Source organism: Nostoc sp. (assembly GCF_036917555.1).
Lineage (GTDB): Bacteria > Cyanobacteriota > Cyanobacteriia > Cyanobacteriales > Nostocaceae > Nostoc.
In genome coordinates this window covers 1-19,429 of sequence record NZ_JBALDD010000086.1, presented here as the reverse complement: position 1 = coordinate 19,429, position 19,429 = coordinate 1, and the positions used below count along the sequence as shown (strand labels likewise).

16 protein-coding genes are annotated in these 19,429 nt (G+C 40.6%); 3 read left to right on the top strand and 13 right to left on the bottom strand.

The window, feature by feature from the left end; all coding sequences use genetic code 11:
- Positions 1-612: 612 nt before the first annotated feature.
- The 6 genes from V7K60_RS32600 to V7K60_RS32575 form a co-directional block, all read right to left on the bottom strand.
- Positions 613-1,380, bottom strand: coding sequence for a phosphatase PAP2 family protein (locus tag V7K60_RS32600; protein ID WP_334932033.1), 768 nt, complete (start codon positions 1,378-1,380; stop codon positions 613-615).
- Positions 1,381-1,415: 35 nt separating this feature from the next.
- Positions 1,416-2,657, bottom strand: coding sequence for a hypothetical protein (locus tag V7K60_RS32595; protein WP_334932032.1), 1,242 nt, complete (start codon positions 2,655-2,657; stop codon positions 1,416-1,418).
- A 444-nt stretch (positions 2,658-3,101) separates the two neighbouring features.
- Positions 3,102-3,836 carry a glutathione peroxidase gene (locus tag V7K60_RS32590; RefSeq protein WP_334932031.1) on the bottom strand — a complete coding sequence of 245 codons (735 nt, stop codon included), beginning with the start codon at positions 3,834-3,836 and terminating at the stop codon, positions 3,102-3,104.
- 77 nt (positions 3,837-3,913) lie between these two features.
- Positions 3,914-4,843 carry an alpha/beta fold hydrolase gene (locus V7K60_RS32585; RefSeq protein ID WP_334932030.1) on the bottom strand — a complete coding sequence of 310 codons (930 nt, stop codon included), beginning with the start codon at positions 4,841-4,843 and terminating at the stop codon, positions 3,914-3,916.
- Positions 4,844-4,865: 22 nt separating this feature from the next.
- Positions 4,866-5,690, bottom strand: a complete 825-nt coding sequence (locus tag V7K60_RS32580) for an SDR family oxidoreductase (protein ID WP_334932028.1) — start codon at positions 5,688-5,690, stop codon at positions 4,866-4,868.
- Between the two features lie 133 nt (positions 5,691-5,823).
- A complete protein-coding gene (locus V7K60_RS32575; RefSeq protein WP_334932026.1) occupies positions 5,824-6,309 on the bottom strand; it encodes a glutathione peroxidase in 486 nt (161 codons plus the stop codon).
- 871 nt (positions 6,310-7,180) lie between these two features.
- On the opposite strand from V7K60_RS32575, the gene V7K60_RS32570 reads away from it, so the two are divergent.
- Positions 7,181-7,636 (top strand): DUF2141 domain-containing protein, encoded by a 456-nt coding sequence (locus V7K60_RS32570; protein ID WP_334932024.1) that lies wholly within the window; start codon positions 7,181-7,183, stop codon positions 7,634-7,636.
- A gap of 224 nt (positions 7,637-7,860) precedes the next feature.
- Here V7K60_RS32570 and V7K60_RS32565 read toward each other — a convergent pair whose 3' ends face one another.
- The 6 genes from V7K60_RS32565 to V7K60_RS32540 all read right to left on the bottom strand — a co-directional run bounded on the left by V7K60_RS32565 (position 7,861) and on the right by V7K60_RS32540 (position 16,628).
- Entirely contained in the window at positions 7,861-8,994 is a 1,134-nt protein-coding gene (locus V7K60_RS32565; RefSeq protein WP_334932022.1) for a peptidoglycan-binding protein, read from the bottom strand.
- A 253-nt stretch (positions 8,995-9,247) separates the two neighbouring features.
- Positions 9,248-10,315, bottom strand: a complete 1,068-nt coding sequence (locus V7K60_RS32560; protein WP_334932020.1) for a DMT family transporter — start codon at positions 10,313-10,315, stop codon at positions 9,248-9,250.
- A 491-nt stretch (positions 10,316-10,806) separates the two neighbouring features.
- Positions 10,807-11,928, bottom strand: a complete 1,122-nt coding sequence (locus V7K60_RS32555) for an ABC transporter permease (protein WP_334932018.1) — start codon at positions 11,926-11,928, stop codon at positions 10,807-10,809.
- 39 nt (positions 11,929-11,967) lie between these two features.
- Entirely contained in the window at positions 11,968-13,074 is a 1,107-nt protein-coding gene (locus tag V7K60_RS32550) for an ABC transporter permease (RefSeq protein WP_334932016.1), read from the bottom strand.
- Between the two features lie 165 nt (positions 13,075-13,239).
- Complete coding sequence (locus V7K60_RS32545; RefSeq protein ID WP_334932014.1) at positions 13,240-15,189, bottom strand: ATP-binding cassette domain-containing protein; 1,950 nt, start codon at positions 15,187-15,189, stop codon at positions 13,240-13,242.
- Positions 15,186-16,628 (bottom strand): HlyD family secretion protein, encoded by a 1,443-nt coding sequence (locus V7K60_RS32540; RefSeq protein ID WP_334932012.1) that lies wholly within the window; start codon positions 16,626-16,628, stop codon positions 15,186-15,188. The genes V7K60_RS32545 and V7K60_RS32540 overlap by 4 nt, the downstream gene beginning before the upstream one ends.
- 117 nt (positions 16,629-16,745) lie before the next feature.
- On the opposite strand from V7K60_RS32540, the gene V7K60_RS32535 reads away from it, so the two are divergent.
- On the top strand, positions 16,746-17,381 hold the full coding sequence (locus V7K60_RS32535; RefSeq protein ID WP_334932010.1) for a TetR/AcrR family transcriptional regulator: 636 nt from the start codon (positions 16,746-16,748) through the stop codon (positions 17,379-17,381).
- A gap of 277 nt (positions 17,382-17,658) precedes the next feature.
- On the opposite strand, the gene V7K60_RS32530 is transcribed toward V7K60_RS32535, so the two are convergent.
- Positions 17,659-18,927, bottom strand: a complete 1,269-nt coding sequence (locus tag V7K60_RS32530) for a bifunctional sterol desaturase/short chain dehydrogenase (RefSeq protein ID WP_334932008.1) — start codon at positions 18,925-18,927, stop codon at positions 17,659-17,661.
- Between the two features lie 144 nt (positions 18,928-19,071).
- On the opposite strand from V7K60_RS32530, the gene V7K60_RS32525 reads away from it, so the two are divergent.
- Entirely contained in the window at positions 19,072-19,203 is a 132-nt protein-coding gene (locus V7K60_RS32525) for a hypothetical protein (RefSeq protein ID WP_334932006.1), read from the top strand.
- Positions 19,204-19,429: the final 226 nt, after the last annotated feature.

Below are 19,429 nucleotides of genomic sequence, written 5' to 3'. Positions count from 1 at the left end.
TCACCAAGAGGTTGAATGGTAAAGTCAGTAGACCGAAAAGTTTTGCCAACGCCAAAAATAAAAGCCTATGATACCGCTTTTGGATAAGAAGTTGTTAGCTTTACTTACAAAACGAATTCCTGACAAAAAAATAAAAGACCATATTTTGAGATACAGTTTTTGAATTCAAAATAAGCTTACTGATGCCGATAATCCAGAGTGATACCTTCTCTGTGAGACGCTGCGCGTAGCTTGCTTTCCCGGAGGGGTACGCTAACGTTTTCAGTCTACTGAATGTGCTTAAACCCTAGCAATCGCAATCAGCAGCAGGAGAATTTTATTATTTTTGCGCTTTTTGTTTTTTAACGTCAACTATAAATGTTTAACAATCTATTTTTGACGGTAAATTGTCTGACTGAGTTAAACCAAAAGTAGCAATCACTTGTTTTGTCGTCTCCTGGATAACTTTTTTGCTTTGCTCTGGTTTTAATAATCTGGTTTTAATAATCATCTTGCACAAATGCAAAATGTGCCCTCATCCCCCAACCCCATCTCCCAAAATTGGGAGATGGGGAGCCAATTTCAAAGTCCCTCTCCCAAGCTTGGGAGAGGGATTTAGGGTGAGGGCTGATATTACTCCTCATTTATCAACTTTATTTCTTCAGGGAGTAAAGTAGTTTCATCTTTTGGACGTTTGCCATCTACGGATTCGGCTATAGTCGTATACGGATTGATAATTAGACTGACACCAATTGTCCAACCTAATGAAACCATCCAACCTGCAAGAATGTCACTGGGAAAATGAACCCCCAGATAGAGACGACACCACGCAATAGCTATGATGTATAAGCTGCCAAATATGAGAACCAACCAGCGCCAGGAACTAGCCCAAGTTAAAAATAGCAAAATTGCTACCAGAGTTATACTGGTCATGGCATGAGCGCTGGGAAATGCAAAACTAGACTCAGGTGCAATGGACTGCCACAATTGTGGACGCACTCGATGCATTAATTCCTTGGCTGTGCGGTTGATGATAATGCTTCCTGCTGAGGTGGTGAGTAAATAGGCTAGCGATCGCCAGCGTTTTTGAAGTAGTAACATCAGGGCGATCGCACCCAAAATCAGCATCGCTGTCCAAGGCAACCCAATAGTAGCTAAGGTGACAGCTAAAACATCTAACTGTGGGTTTGTTATAGAATGAACTGTTAACAGAATCGGTACATCCCACGGAAAGCCCGCTTGATTCTCCCATATCTTCACAGTCAGGATTTCAAAAATCTGCAAAGGTAAATAGACTCCGAGCAAAAGGAGTAAGAGCGATCGCCAACGAGCAATCAACAGGTTTTTGAGAAAATCAAGCGGCGATTGACTCTCTGGATTGATTTGTTTCTCTTTTTCCATATCTAAATTAAAAAGGCGATCGACGACTTCACTGATTACAAATTACTGGAAACTTGAGAAGTTCCACAATGTTTACAGTACGACAAATGCTTATAAGTAAGATTATGACAGTTGTGGCATTCAATGTACTGATAATAACCGCAGTGTGGACAGTAAGTATCAAGATGTCGAATTTGCTTGGCACAATTGACACATCGTGATTTTTGAACTCTGCTAGCTGCTTGGACTTTAGCGTTAAAGACAAATTTTTGAAAAAACTGGATGATTCCAAAACCAATAACTGGAATCAGCAAGATATAAACATAATTTATCAGGAAAAGTAAACCGCCAAAAATGGCGCTGACTATATCAAATAAAAATCTAAATATTGCACCTACTTGCAGAAATTCAAATATTTTAACGATTAATGGGATAAAAAAGATAACTAGCAAATGCCAGCTAATTAGCGAAACGAGTCCATATCCTCTTCTTTGCGCAAGTTTATGAACTGATAAGGCAATGAGAATCAGTGGTAAAAGAAAGAGAGACTGAAAACCAAGCTGGATACTTGGATTCCAAAATGATGCCTGCTGATAGCCTTTCTCGACTTCTTGAAATCGATTGTCATCTTTAAGAAAATTTATAAAACTAATGCTTTCTGGTTTGGAAAGTAGTTCATTTTTAAGAATAGAAGTTTCTTGTTTAAGAGTAGAAATTTGACGATTATTTTCTTCTAATGCCTGTTTAGCTTTTTCTGCACTGACTTGATTAATTGATTGTTCGCGGTTCTGTCCGGCAATTTTTTCTAATAGCGTTGAGTCATATTGAGATTTAATAGTGCTATTGGCTTGTTCAAGCCTACTAATTTTCGCTTGTTTTTGCTCGATAGTCTTGATAATTTGCTGCTTTTCAGGATTGTTAATCTTATCTTTGTAATCGGCATATTGCAAGCACGTTTGAGAAACCTTACCCAGATGTCCTGCTTCGGCTTGTTGATAGTTTACCCGAAAACTAAATTGATTGTTCGTGTAAGATGACAATGAAAGTCTAACAATTTCATAATCTTTATCTTTAGTAGTTTTTGTCTGGTAATTTTGCCACTCTGAATAACATGGATAAGCCTGAGTTGGACTGATATGCCATCTGCTAATATCATCGAGTCCAGTAAAAACATTAATCAAGATAAAAATATCAATTATAATAATGACAATTAAACTGACTTTATTCAGTGGCTCGTTGTTAATTGTCCTTGATTTACTAAAAAATTGACTCAAAATTCGGCGAATTCTGGCAAACATATTGTCTTTTAAATAAATGTAAATTTAATCCGAATCAATTTTATCTGATCGCTAGTGAATAGCTGCACAAAAATACATCTACCCATCTGAAGATTTGTTAACTGTTGACGAAAAACAAAATCCCCGACAACTTTTACGAAGTCGGGAATCTGTGGTTTTCAATTTTCACAAATCAGGCTGCGGTCAAAAATATCATGACTTTCACCTGAAGTGTACCCCAACTCAATACCGCTCGGTTAAGAATATTCGTAGGTTGGGTTGAGCTTAAGCGTTACCCAACAAACCCCGCAAAATCTTGGGTTTCGTTTCTCAAACGCCACTTGCTACCTTACGGGAACGCTAAAAGCGAACAAATCGGGAAACCGTAAGGGCGCAGTAGCTCCCCAACCTACATATTTCTATTTTTTAGGCAAAACCTACGCAGTATTGCAACCCTACTCAACCCTATTTAGCAGCGAAATAGGCTTCTAATGCCTCAGAACCACCAATTAATTTACCATCGATAAACACTTGGGGAACTGTTGTCGCACCTGCAACTGCTTTTAACGACCGTGTGGTGATATCCTTGCCTAAGGTAATTTCTTCGTAGTTGATGCCATGTTCCTTGAGCATTGCCTTAGCACGCGCACAGAAAGGACAACCCACTTTCGCAAACAGGGAAACTACTTCGGGCTTAACTGCTTGGGGGTTGATGTATCTGAGCATTGTCTCAGCATCCGACACCTTAAAGGGATCTCCTGGCTCCTCTGGTTCAATAAACATCTGGTTAATTACACCATCTTTCACCAGCATAGAATAGCGCCACGATCGCTTCCCAAACCCCAAGTCTGATTTATCTACCAACAGACCCATACCTTCAGTAAATTCGCCATTCCCATCAGGAAGTAATGTGATATTTTCTGCCTCTTGATCCTTTGCCCATTCATTCATCACAAAGGCATCATTAACAGAAATACAGATAATGTCATCAACACCATTTGCTTTGAAAACTGGAGCTAATTCGTTGTAGCCAGGGAGATGGGTAGATGAACAAGTCGGAGTATAAGCACCCGGTAAAGAGAAGACAACTACTGTTTTATTAGCAAATAGCTTATCGGTTGTCACATCCACCCACTCGTTGTTATTGCGAGTATGAAAAGTGACATTGGGTACTTTTTGTCCTTGATGATTGGGTAACATAGTTTTGCTTGCCTTTAATAATCAATTCCAGTCATAACTTATCATGGGAGAACTGGTACAATGTAACTATCAATCAGCTAAAAAACTTCATTAATGAATGGAGCGATCGCTGCTACAAACTCAGCAGTTGATTCATAGGGTAAAACATTACGCCCATTTATTTTTATACCTCGACTTTTAGGCAAACAAGCAAGATAGTGAGCCAAGCGTTCATCTGGCGTTTCTTTTTTATTGTCTTGGCTAATACTCGATGCAGTTTCTCCCATAACTGCTAATGTTGGTTGCTGAATCGAGTCAATAAAACTAGTATAATCATCTCGCCAAAACCCTGCTAAAAAAGAAAACACTGCATGGCGGCTAGCAGGATTTTCTGCACCTGCAAGCAATGTATTCAACCACTCTGCATCCACAGCATTTTCAGAAGCAAAAAGTTGACGAATCGAGAAAGAACGTAAAAATTTTGGGGTGCGTGCATAGCGATAAAAAGCACTGCCAAAAGGCGAATCTAACACATTCCAAAGGAATTTTTCCTGCCATTCTGGTGGTTTATTTGTCATCAAAGCCCACGTTGGTGGCCCAGAAAGTACCAGTCCAGCAATTAAATTTGATTCCTTTTGGACTAATTGGATGGCAACTGGCAATAAAGCGCCTTGCACTACAACAATAACAGGTTTTTGGACTACTGTTTGTAAAAAGCACTGCAACTGTTCTGCCCAATCACTAGGAGTGTAAGCTATACGGGGCATATCACTTTCACCACATCCTAGTAAATCAGGGTTGTAAATTGAATTACGCTGACCTGTATTATACCACTCGCGACAAAATCGCTGCCAAAATCGCCGCGACAATCCCACGCCAATCGGATGAATTAATAGTAAGGAAATGCTCTCAAATGTTGTATTAATTGGTTGATGAACTTCGTAGGCACAACGATAATTTTGCCAACTGTAAAACTGGCTAGGAGATGCTGTCAAATTGGTTGTGTTAGCTACAGCAGATGGTTGCATAATTCCTAGTTTTTAATACTTGCTAAAAAATCATTTGTGGATGAATCAACTCGTATCCAGCTTCTTTGAGCTTTTCATTCGATACCCAAGCATTATATGGGCGAGTACTCTTGATAGATGTATCCCATTCTACTTTGGGTAAATTATGTTTTTCAAATAAGTTATCTAGCAAGTTTCGGCTGGTGAGATGTGCATCATCTACCAGATTGTAAATTCCTTGCAAACGACGGTGACGGGCAAATTCTATTGCACCAACAATATCATCTAGATGAATCCAATTTGTGGTATCTTCACCATTGCCCGGACGGGTTGTACCAGAATATCTACCAAATATTTTCAACAGTTCTCTACCAGTTCCATAAATCCCTCCTAAGCGGAAAATACAAACACGGAGATTTTCGCTAGATGCTGATAGTAACACATCTTCTGTTTTGCGGAGAATTTGTGCATTTAAATTAGCAGGTGCAAGCGGTGTTTCTTCATCTACCCATACACCATTCCTGTCACCATATACTGCATAACTACCTGTGTATATTATTTGTTTTACACTCTTAATCTGTTGTAAACACGAAACTAAAGTTTGGGCAGTTTGTAGATAAGTTTTTTCATAAACTTCTCCACTTTTTGCCCCAACACTCAAAAGTACAACATCTTGATTGTGCAAAACTGATTTTAGACTATCTATATCATTACCACAGGTAACTATAACTCTTTGAGATACTGATTGTAGGGCAGGGATACGCTCAGGCGAAGTTGTGGTTACACTGACAACAAAATTCATATCTTGCTGCCAATATTGAGCAACTTTATAACCAACATAACCACAACCAATGATTGCAAGGTTCATGACAAATTAGATACAAATAAATTAAACTACTCATTGAGAGAAGATTCTCAATTAATTGTCTGGAAGTAAATAATTTTAACAGTCCAGAGCTAACAGTCAATAATTTAATAGTACAGAGATTTTTACCTAATGACTATTTCGCTAATTCTTTCTCAATTGTGGCAATTATCTCTGGTGAATTTGGCTGGACACTACTATTAAATCGAGCTACTACTTCACCTTGCTTATTAACTAAAAATTTTTCAAAGTTCCAAGCAACAGTTCCTGTTGGCTCAACGGCTTTAGTAAGTCGCTCATAAAGTGGATGCTGCTGTGAGCCTTTGGCATGAACTTTATCGAATAGTTCAAAGGTAACACCATATTTACTCGTGCACAATTGCACAATTTCTTCATTGCTTCCTGGTTCCTGCGCTCCAAAATCGTTACAAGGGAATCCCAAAATACGTAAACCTGCTTCTCCATACTTTTGGTTCAACTTTTCTAACTCCTCGTATTGAGAAGTATAACCGCAGAAGGAAGCTACATTTACAATTAAGAGTACCTTCCCGGTGTAGTCGTTTAATTGCTTATCCTCACCGTTGATCGTCTTGACTGCAATATCCGAAATTGTGTTACTCATCTTAAATCTGATTTATAGGGAATATTGCCAAGTCTCCCATATTACAGGTACTCTAAACCCGGTTTCTTTAGGGAAATTAGGTTTGTTAGCCTTGTTGTAACAATTCTATGTGAGTCATGTAGTTGCAAAACGCTGTATTTTGTATAAATAGCTCGATCAAACTACTATCTCAGGATAAGTGTGGGAAATCTGCGTTGCTTTTAATACAAAATTTTGAGTGCAGCGATGAATTGATATACCTTTAAGTCACAAAGAATTAACTCTTTGTATAAAAAGTTAACAACATCCAAAATTGTCCAATTATGATATCGGAAAATACGTAGCTATAAAGGATATGGTTGCTTTTTTGTTGCATCATGAGTTATATTTCATCACAAAACCAAAAAATGTGTTTTATGATACAGTTTTTTGGTTTGAGTAAATAGACAATCAGTCAAATTTATCCGTTTAGGCATAAATTTACCAAAGTGAAATCAGGAACTAGTTTCATAATTTCTGTGAAGGAGTATTTATATTTTTCTTTAATCAGAGTTTTTTATATTAGAAAAACTGTGTTTCCAGAAAAATAAATAACTGATACAGAGAATGATCAGAAAATACATCATAAATTTCTTACGAAGAACTATAAAAAATATTTACAGATGTGCCAATAGTTTATTAAACTCCTACTAAGATTATTTGAGTTTTTGGTTTTTAAACAAGTGGCTAAAGCAAGGGTTTAAGACCCTCACTAAATTAAAAATTTGGTGGTTATCCCAGGTCTGAATCCCTTGTGAATAAAACCTTCTGCCTGGTTGTTGAGCGTAGTCGAAACGCTGCCCCCTGCCTCCTTCAATAATTTACCGATCGCATTTTACCTTGTGAAAATTTTATGCTTAAAGGCTTAAGAGTTAGTATGCTGCTATTGGCAGTTATGGGAAATTTGGCATGGTCATTTAGTGCCAAGGCAAATTTTAACGGCAAACTCACCGTGGAAATTGATGGCTTGAAGAATAAAGAAGGGCAAGTCTGTGCCAGTATATTTGCTAGCAGTAAAGGATTTCCTAGCGATCGCGATCGCGTCTTACAAAAGCAGTGTACCAAGATTACTGAAAATCCTTTACCAATTACCTTTGATAACTTGAAAGCAGGTAGTTACGCCGTTGCTGTCTTTCACGACCAAAATAATGACCGCACTCTCAATAGCAATATTTTTGGTATACCAAGCGAAGGTTTTGGATTTTCCAGCAACCCAGAAATTCGCACAAGAGCGCCCAAATTTAGCGAAGCAGCATTTTTAGTAGCAGGACCAGATACCAATATCCAAATCCAGTTGAAATATTTTTAAGCTGACAGCAGATTCAGCTTGGTAGACTGCCAATTTTAGATATTAGATTTTGGATTGAAGGAAAAATCTAATATCTAAAATCAAATGACCGAAAACGAAAAGGATACAGAGCAACTAAATTTATTTATGGGGATCAATAATGCAAGAATTTTGAATTCGGAGCGTACCCCTTTGGGGATCTTGCTACGTGCAGCGTCTCTAAGAGTTGCGACGTCACTTCTGCTCTATTGTTGTGAATCATTATCAGAATCTTCCTGTAGATTCTGTTGTTCCGGCAAGCCACGTATTCGATTCATCTGAGTTAAAGCATATCGTGCTGTTGCTTGCACATCGGCATCTGGGTCTTCTAGGGCATGGTGCAACATCTGACTCATTTGACCCATCATGTCATAAACACGCGTCAGGTCACGGATCGCATTTTGCCGCACTTGTGGACTTTCATCTTGGATTGAAATTGCTAAAGCACGGTTCATTGGTTTGAGTGTGCGGATGCCAATTTCTGACAAAGCTGCCAAAATTAAGCTACTTTCTTGAGAATCAGCATCAATTATCAGGTCAACCAGATGCTGAATTGCCCGCGAATCTCCTTGCTGACCCAAATCCCAAATAGCCTTGCGCCGCTTCGTTGGGTCAGAACTGCGTAAATCTTGAATTAATTCGTCAACGATGTTGAGTTTAGCAAGACGGGAAGTTTTTTCTGGTAGCAGTAATTGTGTGGAAACTGGTGGTGGAGGTGTTTGTAAAATAGTGACAGTCTCCAGTAAAGGTGGTGTAATCGGTTCTTTGTTAGCTTCACTCAAACTTTTAGGCTCTGATATTTCGGACTTTTGCACTTGCTTTACCTTCTGAAATGACCTCAGCAGATAAAAAAGTGCGCCAGTACATCCTAGAACTCCAATGGCAAATAGTAACCACCAGACAAAACCTCTCTCAGATGGTTTGGGATTTGTAAAAGTTGGAGCAATAGAGGTAACTATTGGAGAGGTAACAAACTGCTTTTTAGCCTCCATTGCTGCTTGCAGTTTCTCCTGAGTCGCCGGGCCAGCAATTCCATCTAATTTTAAACCGTTTACTTTCTGGAATTTAACTACAGCGATATCCGTACTGGTATTATACTCTCCATCTACCACGCCCCTGTAGTATCCCAACTGCTTTAATTGGGTTTGTAGTCTCTGCACATCTGATTTTCGACTACCATATCTCAAAACAGTCGGACTAGCAGTAACTGTCGAACTAGCTTGTGCAAGTTCTAAAATTTCAGGTGCTAGGTTAGGTGTGGCTGCGCTTAAGCGATTTGGGTAAAAACCCACGCAGGAAAAACAGGTAAATATCAGAATTGAGGAACGGCATAGCCTCATATTGCAAGTTTCAGCCTGAAAGTGCTTTTCAAATCTTCGATACCACAATAGCTTCTAGACGACCAAATGTTAACTGTCATTTTTAATTGGGAATTGCGAATGGGAATGGGGTATTTGGAAAAAGGAGGTAGGAGGCAGGAGGTAGGAGGCAGAAGTTCTTTAATTTTGAATGCGTGAATTTTGAATGCGTGAATTTTGAATTGATTTCTCCTCATCGCCTACTTAATTACCAATTAAGAATTATTTTAACAAGTTAGGGTAATATTTCTGGATCAGATTCTCTAATTGCTAGGCTTATGGGGTTCAATTTTTTAGCAGATGCTTCTAAAACTGGTTGCTGTATATTTGCTATCTCGCCGACAGTAACTGTGTCGTTTTGTCCTGCTAAAGTATCACGTTGGTTAATGAGATAGATGCTGATTAAAGTGAGAAATACTCCTACCCACTGCAACGGACTGAGGACTTCTGAGAGGAAAAGATTGCCGAATAGTAGCGCAAAGACGGGTGTCAGGAAGGTGAGAGAACTAAGACTCGTAAGACTGCCACTAGAGGCAAAGTAGAAGAATAACCCATAAGCGATCGCACTGCCAAATACGGTAGCATAACCCAAGGCCATGAAATCAGATCCTCCCAGATTCTCCCACTGCTGGGATTCAACAACTGATGAAATTCCCCATAGTGGCAAGCCGCCCAAAATCATGTGCCATCCTGTAGCGCTTACAGGGTCAGCATGTCGGCACACAAACCGAATCAACACTGTTCCTACTGCCATTGATAGTGCTGCTAACAGCATTAACCACTCGCCACTAGCAAACAAATCTTGCCAGTTAGCGATTGTCATATTTGCGCCTGAGTCGAAAAAATGTAAAATCCACTCATCAGGTAAGCCAATTAAACTAATGCCCGTGACTCCCAAGCCTAGCCCCAGCCATCCCCAAAAACCGATGTGTTCTTGGAATAGCCACAACGACAGCAAAGCAACAGCCAAGGGTTGCGAGTCAATCATCACAGACCCTAACCCTGCACTAGTTCTGACTAATCCCTCTGCCAAAAAGCCTTGAAACAGCGTCCCATCTATTAGGGCAAATAAGGCAATCCACAGCCATGCAGCCCAACCCTTCGGCTGAGGTTTACCCATGAATGCTGCTGCAATCAGAATTAACATCCCTGCTGGTATCAGACGCACACCTGCCATGAATAGCGGTGTGGTATGGGGTATCACTCCTTTCATGGCTACCATTGCCGTCCCCCATAGGAAAAAGGGGGCGATTAACAAGAGGGGGGCGAAGGGAAGTCGAGATGCACTGAGTTTCAGTTGCATGGGTTTGATGATGCCTTTGTTTAACAAGCGAAAAAATTACTTTACCTAATTTTACCGAATTATGTAGTTTTGCGTAGGCATAGCCTGCACTTCTCTACGAGACGCTGCGCGAACGACAAGCTCAGTGACCATCGTAGACATCGCCTTTGGCGGGTGCTTTGCATCATCGTGTAGTATCTTGGAGACGGTGAAACTCTCCAGCCTGAGTACATGGGTAGGGGCAGAATATGTTGCATTGGTGTAAACTTAAGCCAAAACCCTTTTAAAATCTCGTTTTCAGCTAGAGGCTGAAAATGCTACTCCTGGTGGCTTTGCCGCGAGTTCGGGAGGCGGAGCCTCAATGAGGGGCATTCCCAGTCGGAGACTGGGAACGAGATAATCTGCTAAAAGCTTTTTCTAGACTGGCTTTAACCTTAAGTTGACACCAATGAACATGTTGTGCCCCTACGATTATCTGTACCTCACAAAGTTCCAATCTAAGGACATGTCTTTTAGCTTAATTGACTGCGAAACTTACTAATACTAATAGTTAATAACACAACAGCAAAAGCGACTAAAGCTAAAACATTCATCCACAGTACATCTAAGCCAACACCTTTGAGCAAAATACCTCGAACGATCGCAATGTAATGGCGCAGGGGATTGAGTAGGGATAAGATTTGAAACAAAGGTGGCATGGCTTCAATGGGTGCGATCGCTCCAGAAGTTTGTACCATTGGTAAATTAATAAAGAAAGCTGTCAAAACTACCTGTTGTTGCGAACTACTCACAGTAGCTAACAAAATACCCAAGCTAATCCCGACAAATACATACATACTTGATAGCGCGAAAAATAATAGGAAATTGCCTCGAAATGGTACATGAAATATTACTGTTGCTAAAGTGATAGCTAATAAAACATCTCCCATTAATAAAAATGCTAAAGGGACGATTTTTGATAGTAATATTTGCCAGTTAGCAGCCGGAGTCATTAATAATTGTTCTAAAGTTCCGGTATCTTTTTCCCGAACAACAGTAATTGCTGATACTAATGTGCCAATTAATGTTAAAACTAAACCCATAACTCCTGGGACAAAAAACCAACTACTTGTCAGTCCGGGATTGTAAAGAAATACAACTTCAGGTGAAACTGGGGGATTTACTTTACCTTGGGCTAATTGCAGATTATATTGCTGGATAATTTGATTCATATAATTTCCGGCAATTCCGGCTGTATTAGCATTTACTGCATCAATAAATACTTGAATTTCTGCTGATTTTCGTGCCAGTTGACGCGGAAAATCGGGAGGAATTATTACCCCAACATCTAGCTTTCCTTCTTCTACCTGACGACTTAATGCTTTTTCACTGCTTGGTACAGATTCTAAGGTGAAAATTCGATTTGATGTCATAGCTGAAACTAACTCCCGACTAGCGCTGACGTTGGCATAGTCAATGACACCTAATCGTAAGTTATGAACGTCGGGATTGAGGATGAAGCCATACAACAATAATTGGACTGTTGGTGGGACAACTAAGAGAACAATTAATTGCTTATTGCGGAGAATTTGATTAATTTCTTTCCGCATTAACGCCCAAAATGGACTATCAAATAATCGCTGAATAAGTTTCATAAAGTTACTTTTTATCAAACTACAGAAAATATAGAGAGATTAATTTGGTAATTGCATTCGGCTTAAAACTCGGCGTGATACGTTGAAAAATACTAATCCCAAAGCTGCAAGCATGAGTAAATCAAACCAAACTCCGCCAAATCCTGTACCACGCACGAAGGCATCACGAGTGATATCGATGTAATAACGCGCCGGAATTATGTTAGGTAGTAATGACAAGGGGAAAGGAATATTATTGAGGGGATAAATAAAACCTGATAGTAATAAGGATGTGATAAAGCCTACGAGAGAAACGCCTTGTACAGCAGCATTTTGGTTACTACTGCGGACTCCTAAAAGTAATCCAAAAAAAACACTATCTGTCAGAAATAGTAAAGTGCCAACTACTAATGTTATGGGGTTGCCAACTATGCCAACTTGGAAAATAATTGAGCCTAATACCATGACTAATAATGCCTCGGCGATGGCAATTAATAGGTATGCTAATCCTTTACCAAGTAACAGTTCAGTGGCACTAATACTAGAAGTGTAGACTTGTAAAATTGTCCCTTTTTCTTTTTCCCGTACCATTGCGATCGCAGAGAGCAATGAAGGAAAAATCCACAGTACAACTCCGTAAGTTCCTGGTACAATATACAGCGATTCTAATCTCCCAGGATTAAACCATAAACGCATTCGTGCTGTAATACTACTAGTAGCAGGTAGCAGTCCATGCTCTTGCATAAAAAAGTTTGTCACTCTTTGAATACTATTTCTAATTACACGGGCATTATTAACATCAGTGGCATCGATTAATATTTGTACATTTGTATTTCTACCTGCTTGAATATCACGGCTAAATTCCGGCGGAATAATTACTGCGGCTTTAGCAATTCCCTTATCTATAGCATCGCGAATGGGATTGCCACCAGACCATTGTTTAGGTATAAATTGATTGGTGGCATATAGTCTTTCAATATAGCTGTTACTTAAGTTTGTGTGGTTAAAGTCTTGCACAATTAAAGGAATATCTTTACTCTCTAATCTAATCGCAAAGCCAAAAATTACTAAGGTAATGAATGGCAATAAAAATGCTAGTGCCAATGTCAGGCGATCGCGGCGAAATTGAGCTATTTCTTTGACACATTGAGCCAAAATTCTTTTCATCTATATTAAGTACGGCTTTGCCTAAAATCGTAGTGTTTTTAAATGCATAGGCGCTTCTCTACGAGACGCTACGCGAACGCCTTCCCGCAGGGTAGGAGCGCGGAGGTTAGCGCAGAGTAACGCGGAGTTTTTTGGGGTAGAATTCTCTATACAGATACTCTTTTTCTATTGCGATCGCTGTACTATACCAATAAAGGCATCTTCTAAAGAAAAAGGAATGGGACGTAAAGAATTGATGGTAATTTGATTAGCTGCTAAAAGTTGAGTTAGTTGATTTATTTCCTGTTCAGGATGATCGAGAACAACGTGTAAACTATCAGCGAAAATCGAGATGCGCCAAGACTCAAAGTGTTGTTTTAGGATTTTAGAAGCTACTTGGTTTTGATTGACAATAATTTCTATTAGTTGTCCCGGTTGCGAGGCTTTGACAGAACTAGGTGAACCTTCGGCGACGGTTTCTCCTGCAACCATAAAACTCATGCGATTGCACTGTTCAGCTTCTTCTAGATAGTGGGTTGTCACTAAAATGGCTGTACCGTTGCGGGCGAAGTCATTAATCAGCTTCCAAAATTGGCGACGCGCCAACGGATCTACTCCTGATGTTGGTTCGTCTAAAAATAAAATATCTGGTTCGTGCATCACGCAAGCACCGAAAGCAACTCGCTGTTTCCAACCACCTGGTAGCTGCCCAGTAATCATATTTGCTTGCCCTTCTAAGCCACAGGTAGCAATTACCCAATCAATTTTTTCCCGTCGAAGTTTGCGAGGTACGCCGTAAACTCCGCTATAAAATTCGAGATTTTGCAGAATAGTTAAATCGTCGTAAAGGGTGAATTTTTGACTCATATAACCAATGCGTCGCCGTAAGTCTGCACTACGCAGATTTCCTGTTTCACCACCCAAGGAAATTTCACCGCCACTTGCTTCTAGTAATCCACACAGTATCTTAATGGTGGTGGTTTTTCCAGCACCATTAGCACCTAACAACCCGAAAATTTCGCCATAGCGGACTTCGACATTGACATCTTTAACGGCTTGGAACTTGCCAAAAACACGGCTGAGATTGTGAGCATATATAGCTACTTCCGTTGTGTTTCCCATTCCTCTTTTGCGAAAACGAGGAAACGGGAAAAATTGCGGTGCAGAACCTTGTTGTCGCAGGCGCGTGACAAAGACGTTTTCTAATGTGGGTTCGCCATGTTCGATACTGGGAGAAGGTAACTTATGTTGTTGCAGTAGTTTCTGGACTTGGGTTTCGCCGGAATTTATATCTTTAACGAGGACATCCAAGCGATCGCCAAAAGTTTGCACATCTACTATATTTGTTTGAGTAGCCTGGGAGAGTATTTCTTCTGTCGCTTCCAGGTTGGCTGTTCGCACTTCTAAGCGATGCAAGCCTAAGTTAGCCCGTAAGTCTGCGGGTGTGCCAACTTCATGAATTTGCCCACTGTACATCAAAGCCACGCGGTGACAGCGTTCAGCTTCGTCTAAGTATGGTGTAGCAACTACAATTGTCATCCCCTCGGCTGATAATTCTCCTAGCACATCCCAAAACTCCCGCCGGGAAACTGGATCAACACCCGTGGTAGGTTCATCTAGTAACAATACTTCTGGTTGCGAAACCAAAGCACAACACAGCGCCAGTTTTTGTTTCATCCCACCAGAAAGTTGTCCCACTAAGCGATCGCCAAATCGCTCTAAATTCATTAATTTTAAATATTTATTGCGGCGTTCCCTTAATAAATCATTTGCTACTTGCCGTAATCCTGCTGCATAACGCAAGTTTTCATCAATACTCAAATCCAAATACAGCGAAAACTGTTGAGTGAGATAACCTGTGATTAATCGGGCATCTCGTGCAGGTTGATTAAATATTTGCACCTCCCCCGCCGTTGCTTCCATTACACCACCCAAAATGTGAAATGTACTAGTTTTCCCCGCACCATCAGGGCCAATTAATCCAAACATTTCACCTTTGTGGACACTCAAATCAATTCCCCGCACAGCAGCTAAGTTTCCATAGTGTTTGTGCAAACCGCGAATTTCAATTGCTGTGGTTGGCAGACTAGATGATCGGGGTAAGTTTGGAGAGAAAGTAGTAATTTGCTGTTTCATTCCCTTCTACCTCCTGCCTCACTTTGACTCCCTTCGACTACGCTCAGGGCAAGTCGCTCAGTGACCTCCTGCCCCCTGCCCCCTGCCTTCAAATTAATTTCGGCATCTGCTGGCATCCCCATTTTGGCGCAGGGTAAATCTGATTCACTATAAGGTTTTTCGGGGTTAAAGCAGCTATCAGGGTTTTGAACTTTGATCCGAATCCCTATTACTTGTCTGACTCGATCTTTTTGAAAGTAAATATTTTCTGGTGTAAATGAAGCTTGCGGATCGATGGCGATTACTTTACCTTCTAATGGTTTCCCCGGTGCAGAATCAATGAAGATTTTTGTTGTTTGTCCTAGACGCACTCTGCCAATATCACCTTCGGGAATAAAACCTCTAAAATAGACTGTTTTGGGGTCAACAATTGTCAAAATATTAGTCTGACTGCTAACTATTCCACCTGGTTCGACACTACGGGCTGTCACTATTCCATTTAAGGGACTAACTACATTTAAATCTTTTTTGGAGTCTGCAATCTGGGTGAGGATTTGTTGATTTGATGCTTGAGCATCTTTTACTTTGGCACGGGCAGAGTTGACTTTCGCCTGTGCAGATTTAAGTTGAGCATCACTTTGCTGCTGCTTTCTGACTAATGCTGTTAACTGAGCATTGCGAATGTCAGGATTAAAACCTGTAGTTTTAACTTGAGTTAGCGCTCCTGATGTAGCCTTTAATTGCTGGCGTTCGGCATTAACTGCTGCCTGTCGTGCTTCTAGGGTTGCTATTGCTGTATCTAGAGTAGTTTGGGCTTGATCGAATTGTTGTTGATTGATTGCCCCTTCTTTTACCAATTGGGCATAGCGATCGCGGTTGATTTTTGCTAAATTAACTTCTGCGGCTGCTTGTTTAACTTGCGCTTGTGCTTGCACTAATGTGGCTTTAGCTGCTGCGACATTTGCTTGTGCCTGCTCAATTCTTCCTTGAGTATCTCCTTGAGACTGCCGCAAATTCAGTTTGGCTTCGTTAATTTGGCTGTTAATTTCTTGAATTTCTCTGGTGACTCGCTCTACATCTGAAATTGCCTGCTGTTCATCATACCTAGCAGATGTCACTCTTGCTTGTGTACCAAGTAGTTGTTGTTGCAGCAATTGATCGTCTGTGTCATCTAACTTAATTAACTCTTGTCCCTTTTTAACTGCTGCCCCTTCCCGCACGGCAATTGTCTCAATTCTTCCAGAACGCTTGATCCCAATCTCGGTTTCATAACCCTCAATCCGTCCACTAACTTGCACTACATTTGCTGATACTTGCGGTTGAGAGCGCCACACCGCGTAGCCAATACCACCCACCACCAGCAGCACCCCGATCGCTAAAAGGATCGGTTTCTTGCGGCTTTGCTGCTTTGATACTGCATCTTTGAGATTTTCCGGGGATGTTGGGATAGTCTGAGTCATGGTAGCACCCTGGATTGTGAAAAATATTTTGTAAATTGAAAATTCTGAATTCTGTGTCAATATACTAGACTGTCTAGTATGATAATACAAGATAGTAAGTCAAAAAGTTTACTTTTCATGCCCATAAACCCTACTTTCCAACTAGAAAATCCTTTACCTGCGATCGCTCCAAAGCAGGAGCAAATCTTGCAAGGAGCTATACAGGTATTTTTGAAGGAGGGTTACGCGAGAACAAGTATGGATCGTGTTAGCGCGGCGGCTGGAGTATCTAAGCAAACAATATACAGTCACTTTCAAGATAAAGAAGGGCTGTTTAAAGCGTTGATAGAACGATTGACCCTCGCTTGTTTTCAAAGTATTTTTTGCACAGAAAAATTACATGTTGAACCAGCGATTTTTTTGCGTCAAATTGCTGAAATTTATTTAACTAAAGTCGCTGATAATCCCGATTATTTGGCATTGTTGCGTTTGATTATCACCGAGTCACAAAACTTTCCTGAACTAGCCAAACTTTATACTCAAACTGTTGTGCTACGCGGTCGGCAAATGCTGAGTCAGTATTTTGCAGCTCATCCAGAATTAGGAATCACCGACCCAGAAGCAATGGCTCATATTTTTTTTGGTTCGCTGGTATCCTACGTGATATTACAAGAAATGTTGTATGGAAAAGAACTCATATTTTTATCGCGCGATCGCTTGCTAGATAGCTTAATAAATGCGGTCATGAGCCAGTCCCTAAATACGCTTGAGTAAACAACAGTACTACACCCAACACCTTCAACGCTCAGGGATAATGGGTGTATTTGTTTGAGATTAGGAAGGCTAAGGCTCTCACTTTCACTCCTCAACCGGAAACCGTCGCATCATCTTCTGCCATAGTCCAGTTTCAGATCGATCTTATCGAGCAATTTCTGAGTTATATCTACGAAGAACTAGCCAGCCACAGGCATCGCAAATCAAACTTCGCAAAACTACACGCGCTCAGGGACAATTCATGAATTGCCCCTAAGAAGAAAATCATTTTTTTTGACTATTGTTTGCGTAAGTCCTGTTCACTTTTCACTGTCTGGCTGAAGAGTCGATAGTATAGTGACGTACTAGTTTCCTTTAAGGGAAACAGCAGATAAGTAAGAGGATTTATTGCCACAATAATATTTCGGAAGTCACGGCGTGCCAAAAATAAAATCGCACGAGCAACTTGCTGTGCAGACATCACTCCATAAGGATTCAGTTGACTCTTAAATGGGCCAAGAATTAACTTGCGAATTACACAATCCCCATCCAAACGCTTGAGGGTAACAATATCTCCTAACGCTCTTTTGCTGAGTTCATAAAGCGGACTCAGTGCTGGAGAAACCTCAGCCTCAGAAGTGTTCACCCAGATTTCCTTGGTTGCTTTTGCTTGTGGGCCTGTTACAGTTGTCGAAAATATATCTATCAACCGCAATGCTGAAAAGGTATTCACTTCATAAGAGGAGTTGATAGCCTCCGGTGTGCGGCTGGCGTAGACATTCACTCCGTGATTGATAATTAAAATATCTACTTTCTCTAAACTATCCCTGAGATTGGCTTCGTTGCCCAACTGCCAGGAAACCACCTTCACCCCAACTTGCTCTACTAATTTTTCTGGATTAGTGGTTAATGCCACGACTTTAGCATTATTCTTTACAAGTTCAGCCGCCAACGCTTGCCCCAACGCTCCTGATGCTCCGGTTAAAGCAATGGTTTTACCTTTGAGAGATAGTCCTGTACCAAGAATTTTATCCACTAGAGGAAAGACACCACTGTAGTAAGCGTTGACATCATCAAAATGATGCCGCCAATGGTAAGACCGATTCACCCACCAAATGGATGGAATTGTCTCTAAAGGGCCGGGTAGGTGGTTGTAATCTGTATCAATTTTTCCCTGAAAATATCGCACAGACGCGCCATACAAAAAGGTGCAACCATAAGCTACACCTAGCCATAACCCCATTTGCTGGACAATTAAGGCAATGACTACCAATACCACCAGCAGTAGACTCGACTCTAAAATGTCGTGATAGAGCTGGGATTCTTGGTAAACTTTCAGGGAAACTATCGATAAATCGCGGCGATAAGCCATGTGGTGCTTGTTGTGCCATTTAGCAAGCCAATTGACTTGGTGACACAAAGCATGGTAACTGTCTCTGAATATCTCAGCGAGTAAAAGTGAGAAGAGTGCCCAACTAGCAAACTGTAAGCTGGCATTTAGCCAAACCCAATTAATTTGTAAGCTTGTCTCAATTCCCATCAAGTTTTCAGCTAGCATTTTTATCATATTTGTCTATACTCGTTTTTCTTAATCATTCTTCATGATCTGACAAAGCTGCCTTAAGGTCGAGTCTAGAGCAAATAAAAATCAAAGGAAATAGGGAATAGGGAGTAGGGAGTGGGGGCAATACAGTTCGGTTAAGGTTTTTTGATGAAAATTTTAGATCACAAAGATACGATAAATCGCCGTCAAGACAAAAGACGCGACATTGTAGAGACGGCGATTCATCGCGTCTCTTGCCTTAACCGAACAGTATTGGGAGTGGGTGACAAGGAGAAATAAGCAATGCCCAATTACTAATTACGTTAGGGTGGTCACTAAGCTTTGTCGAAATGCTGGCTACGCCTACGCATTTGTTATTTCGGCGTACTCATTTGTTATTTCGGCGTACTCATTTGTTATTTTGGCGAACGCATTTGTTATTTCGGCGTACTCATTTGTTATTTCGGCGTACTCATTTGTTATTTCGGCGTACTCATTTGTTATTTCGGCGTACTCATTTGTTATT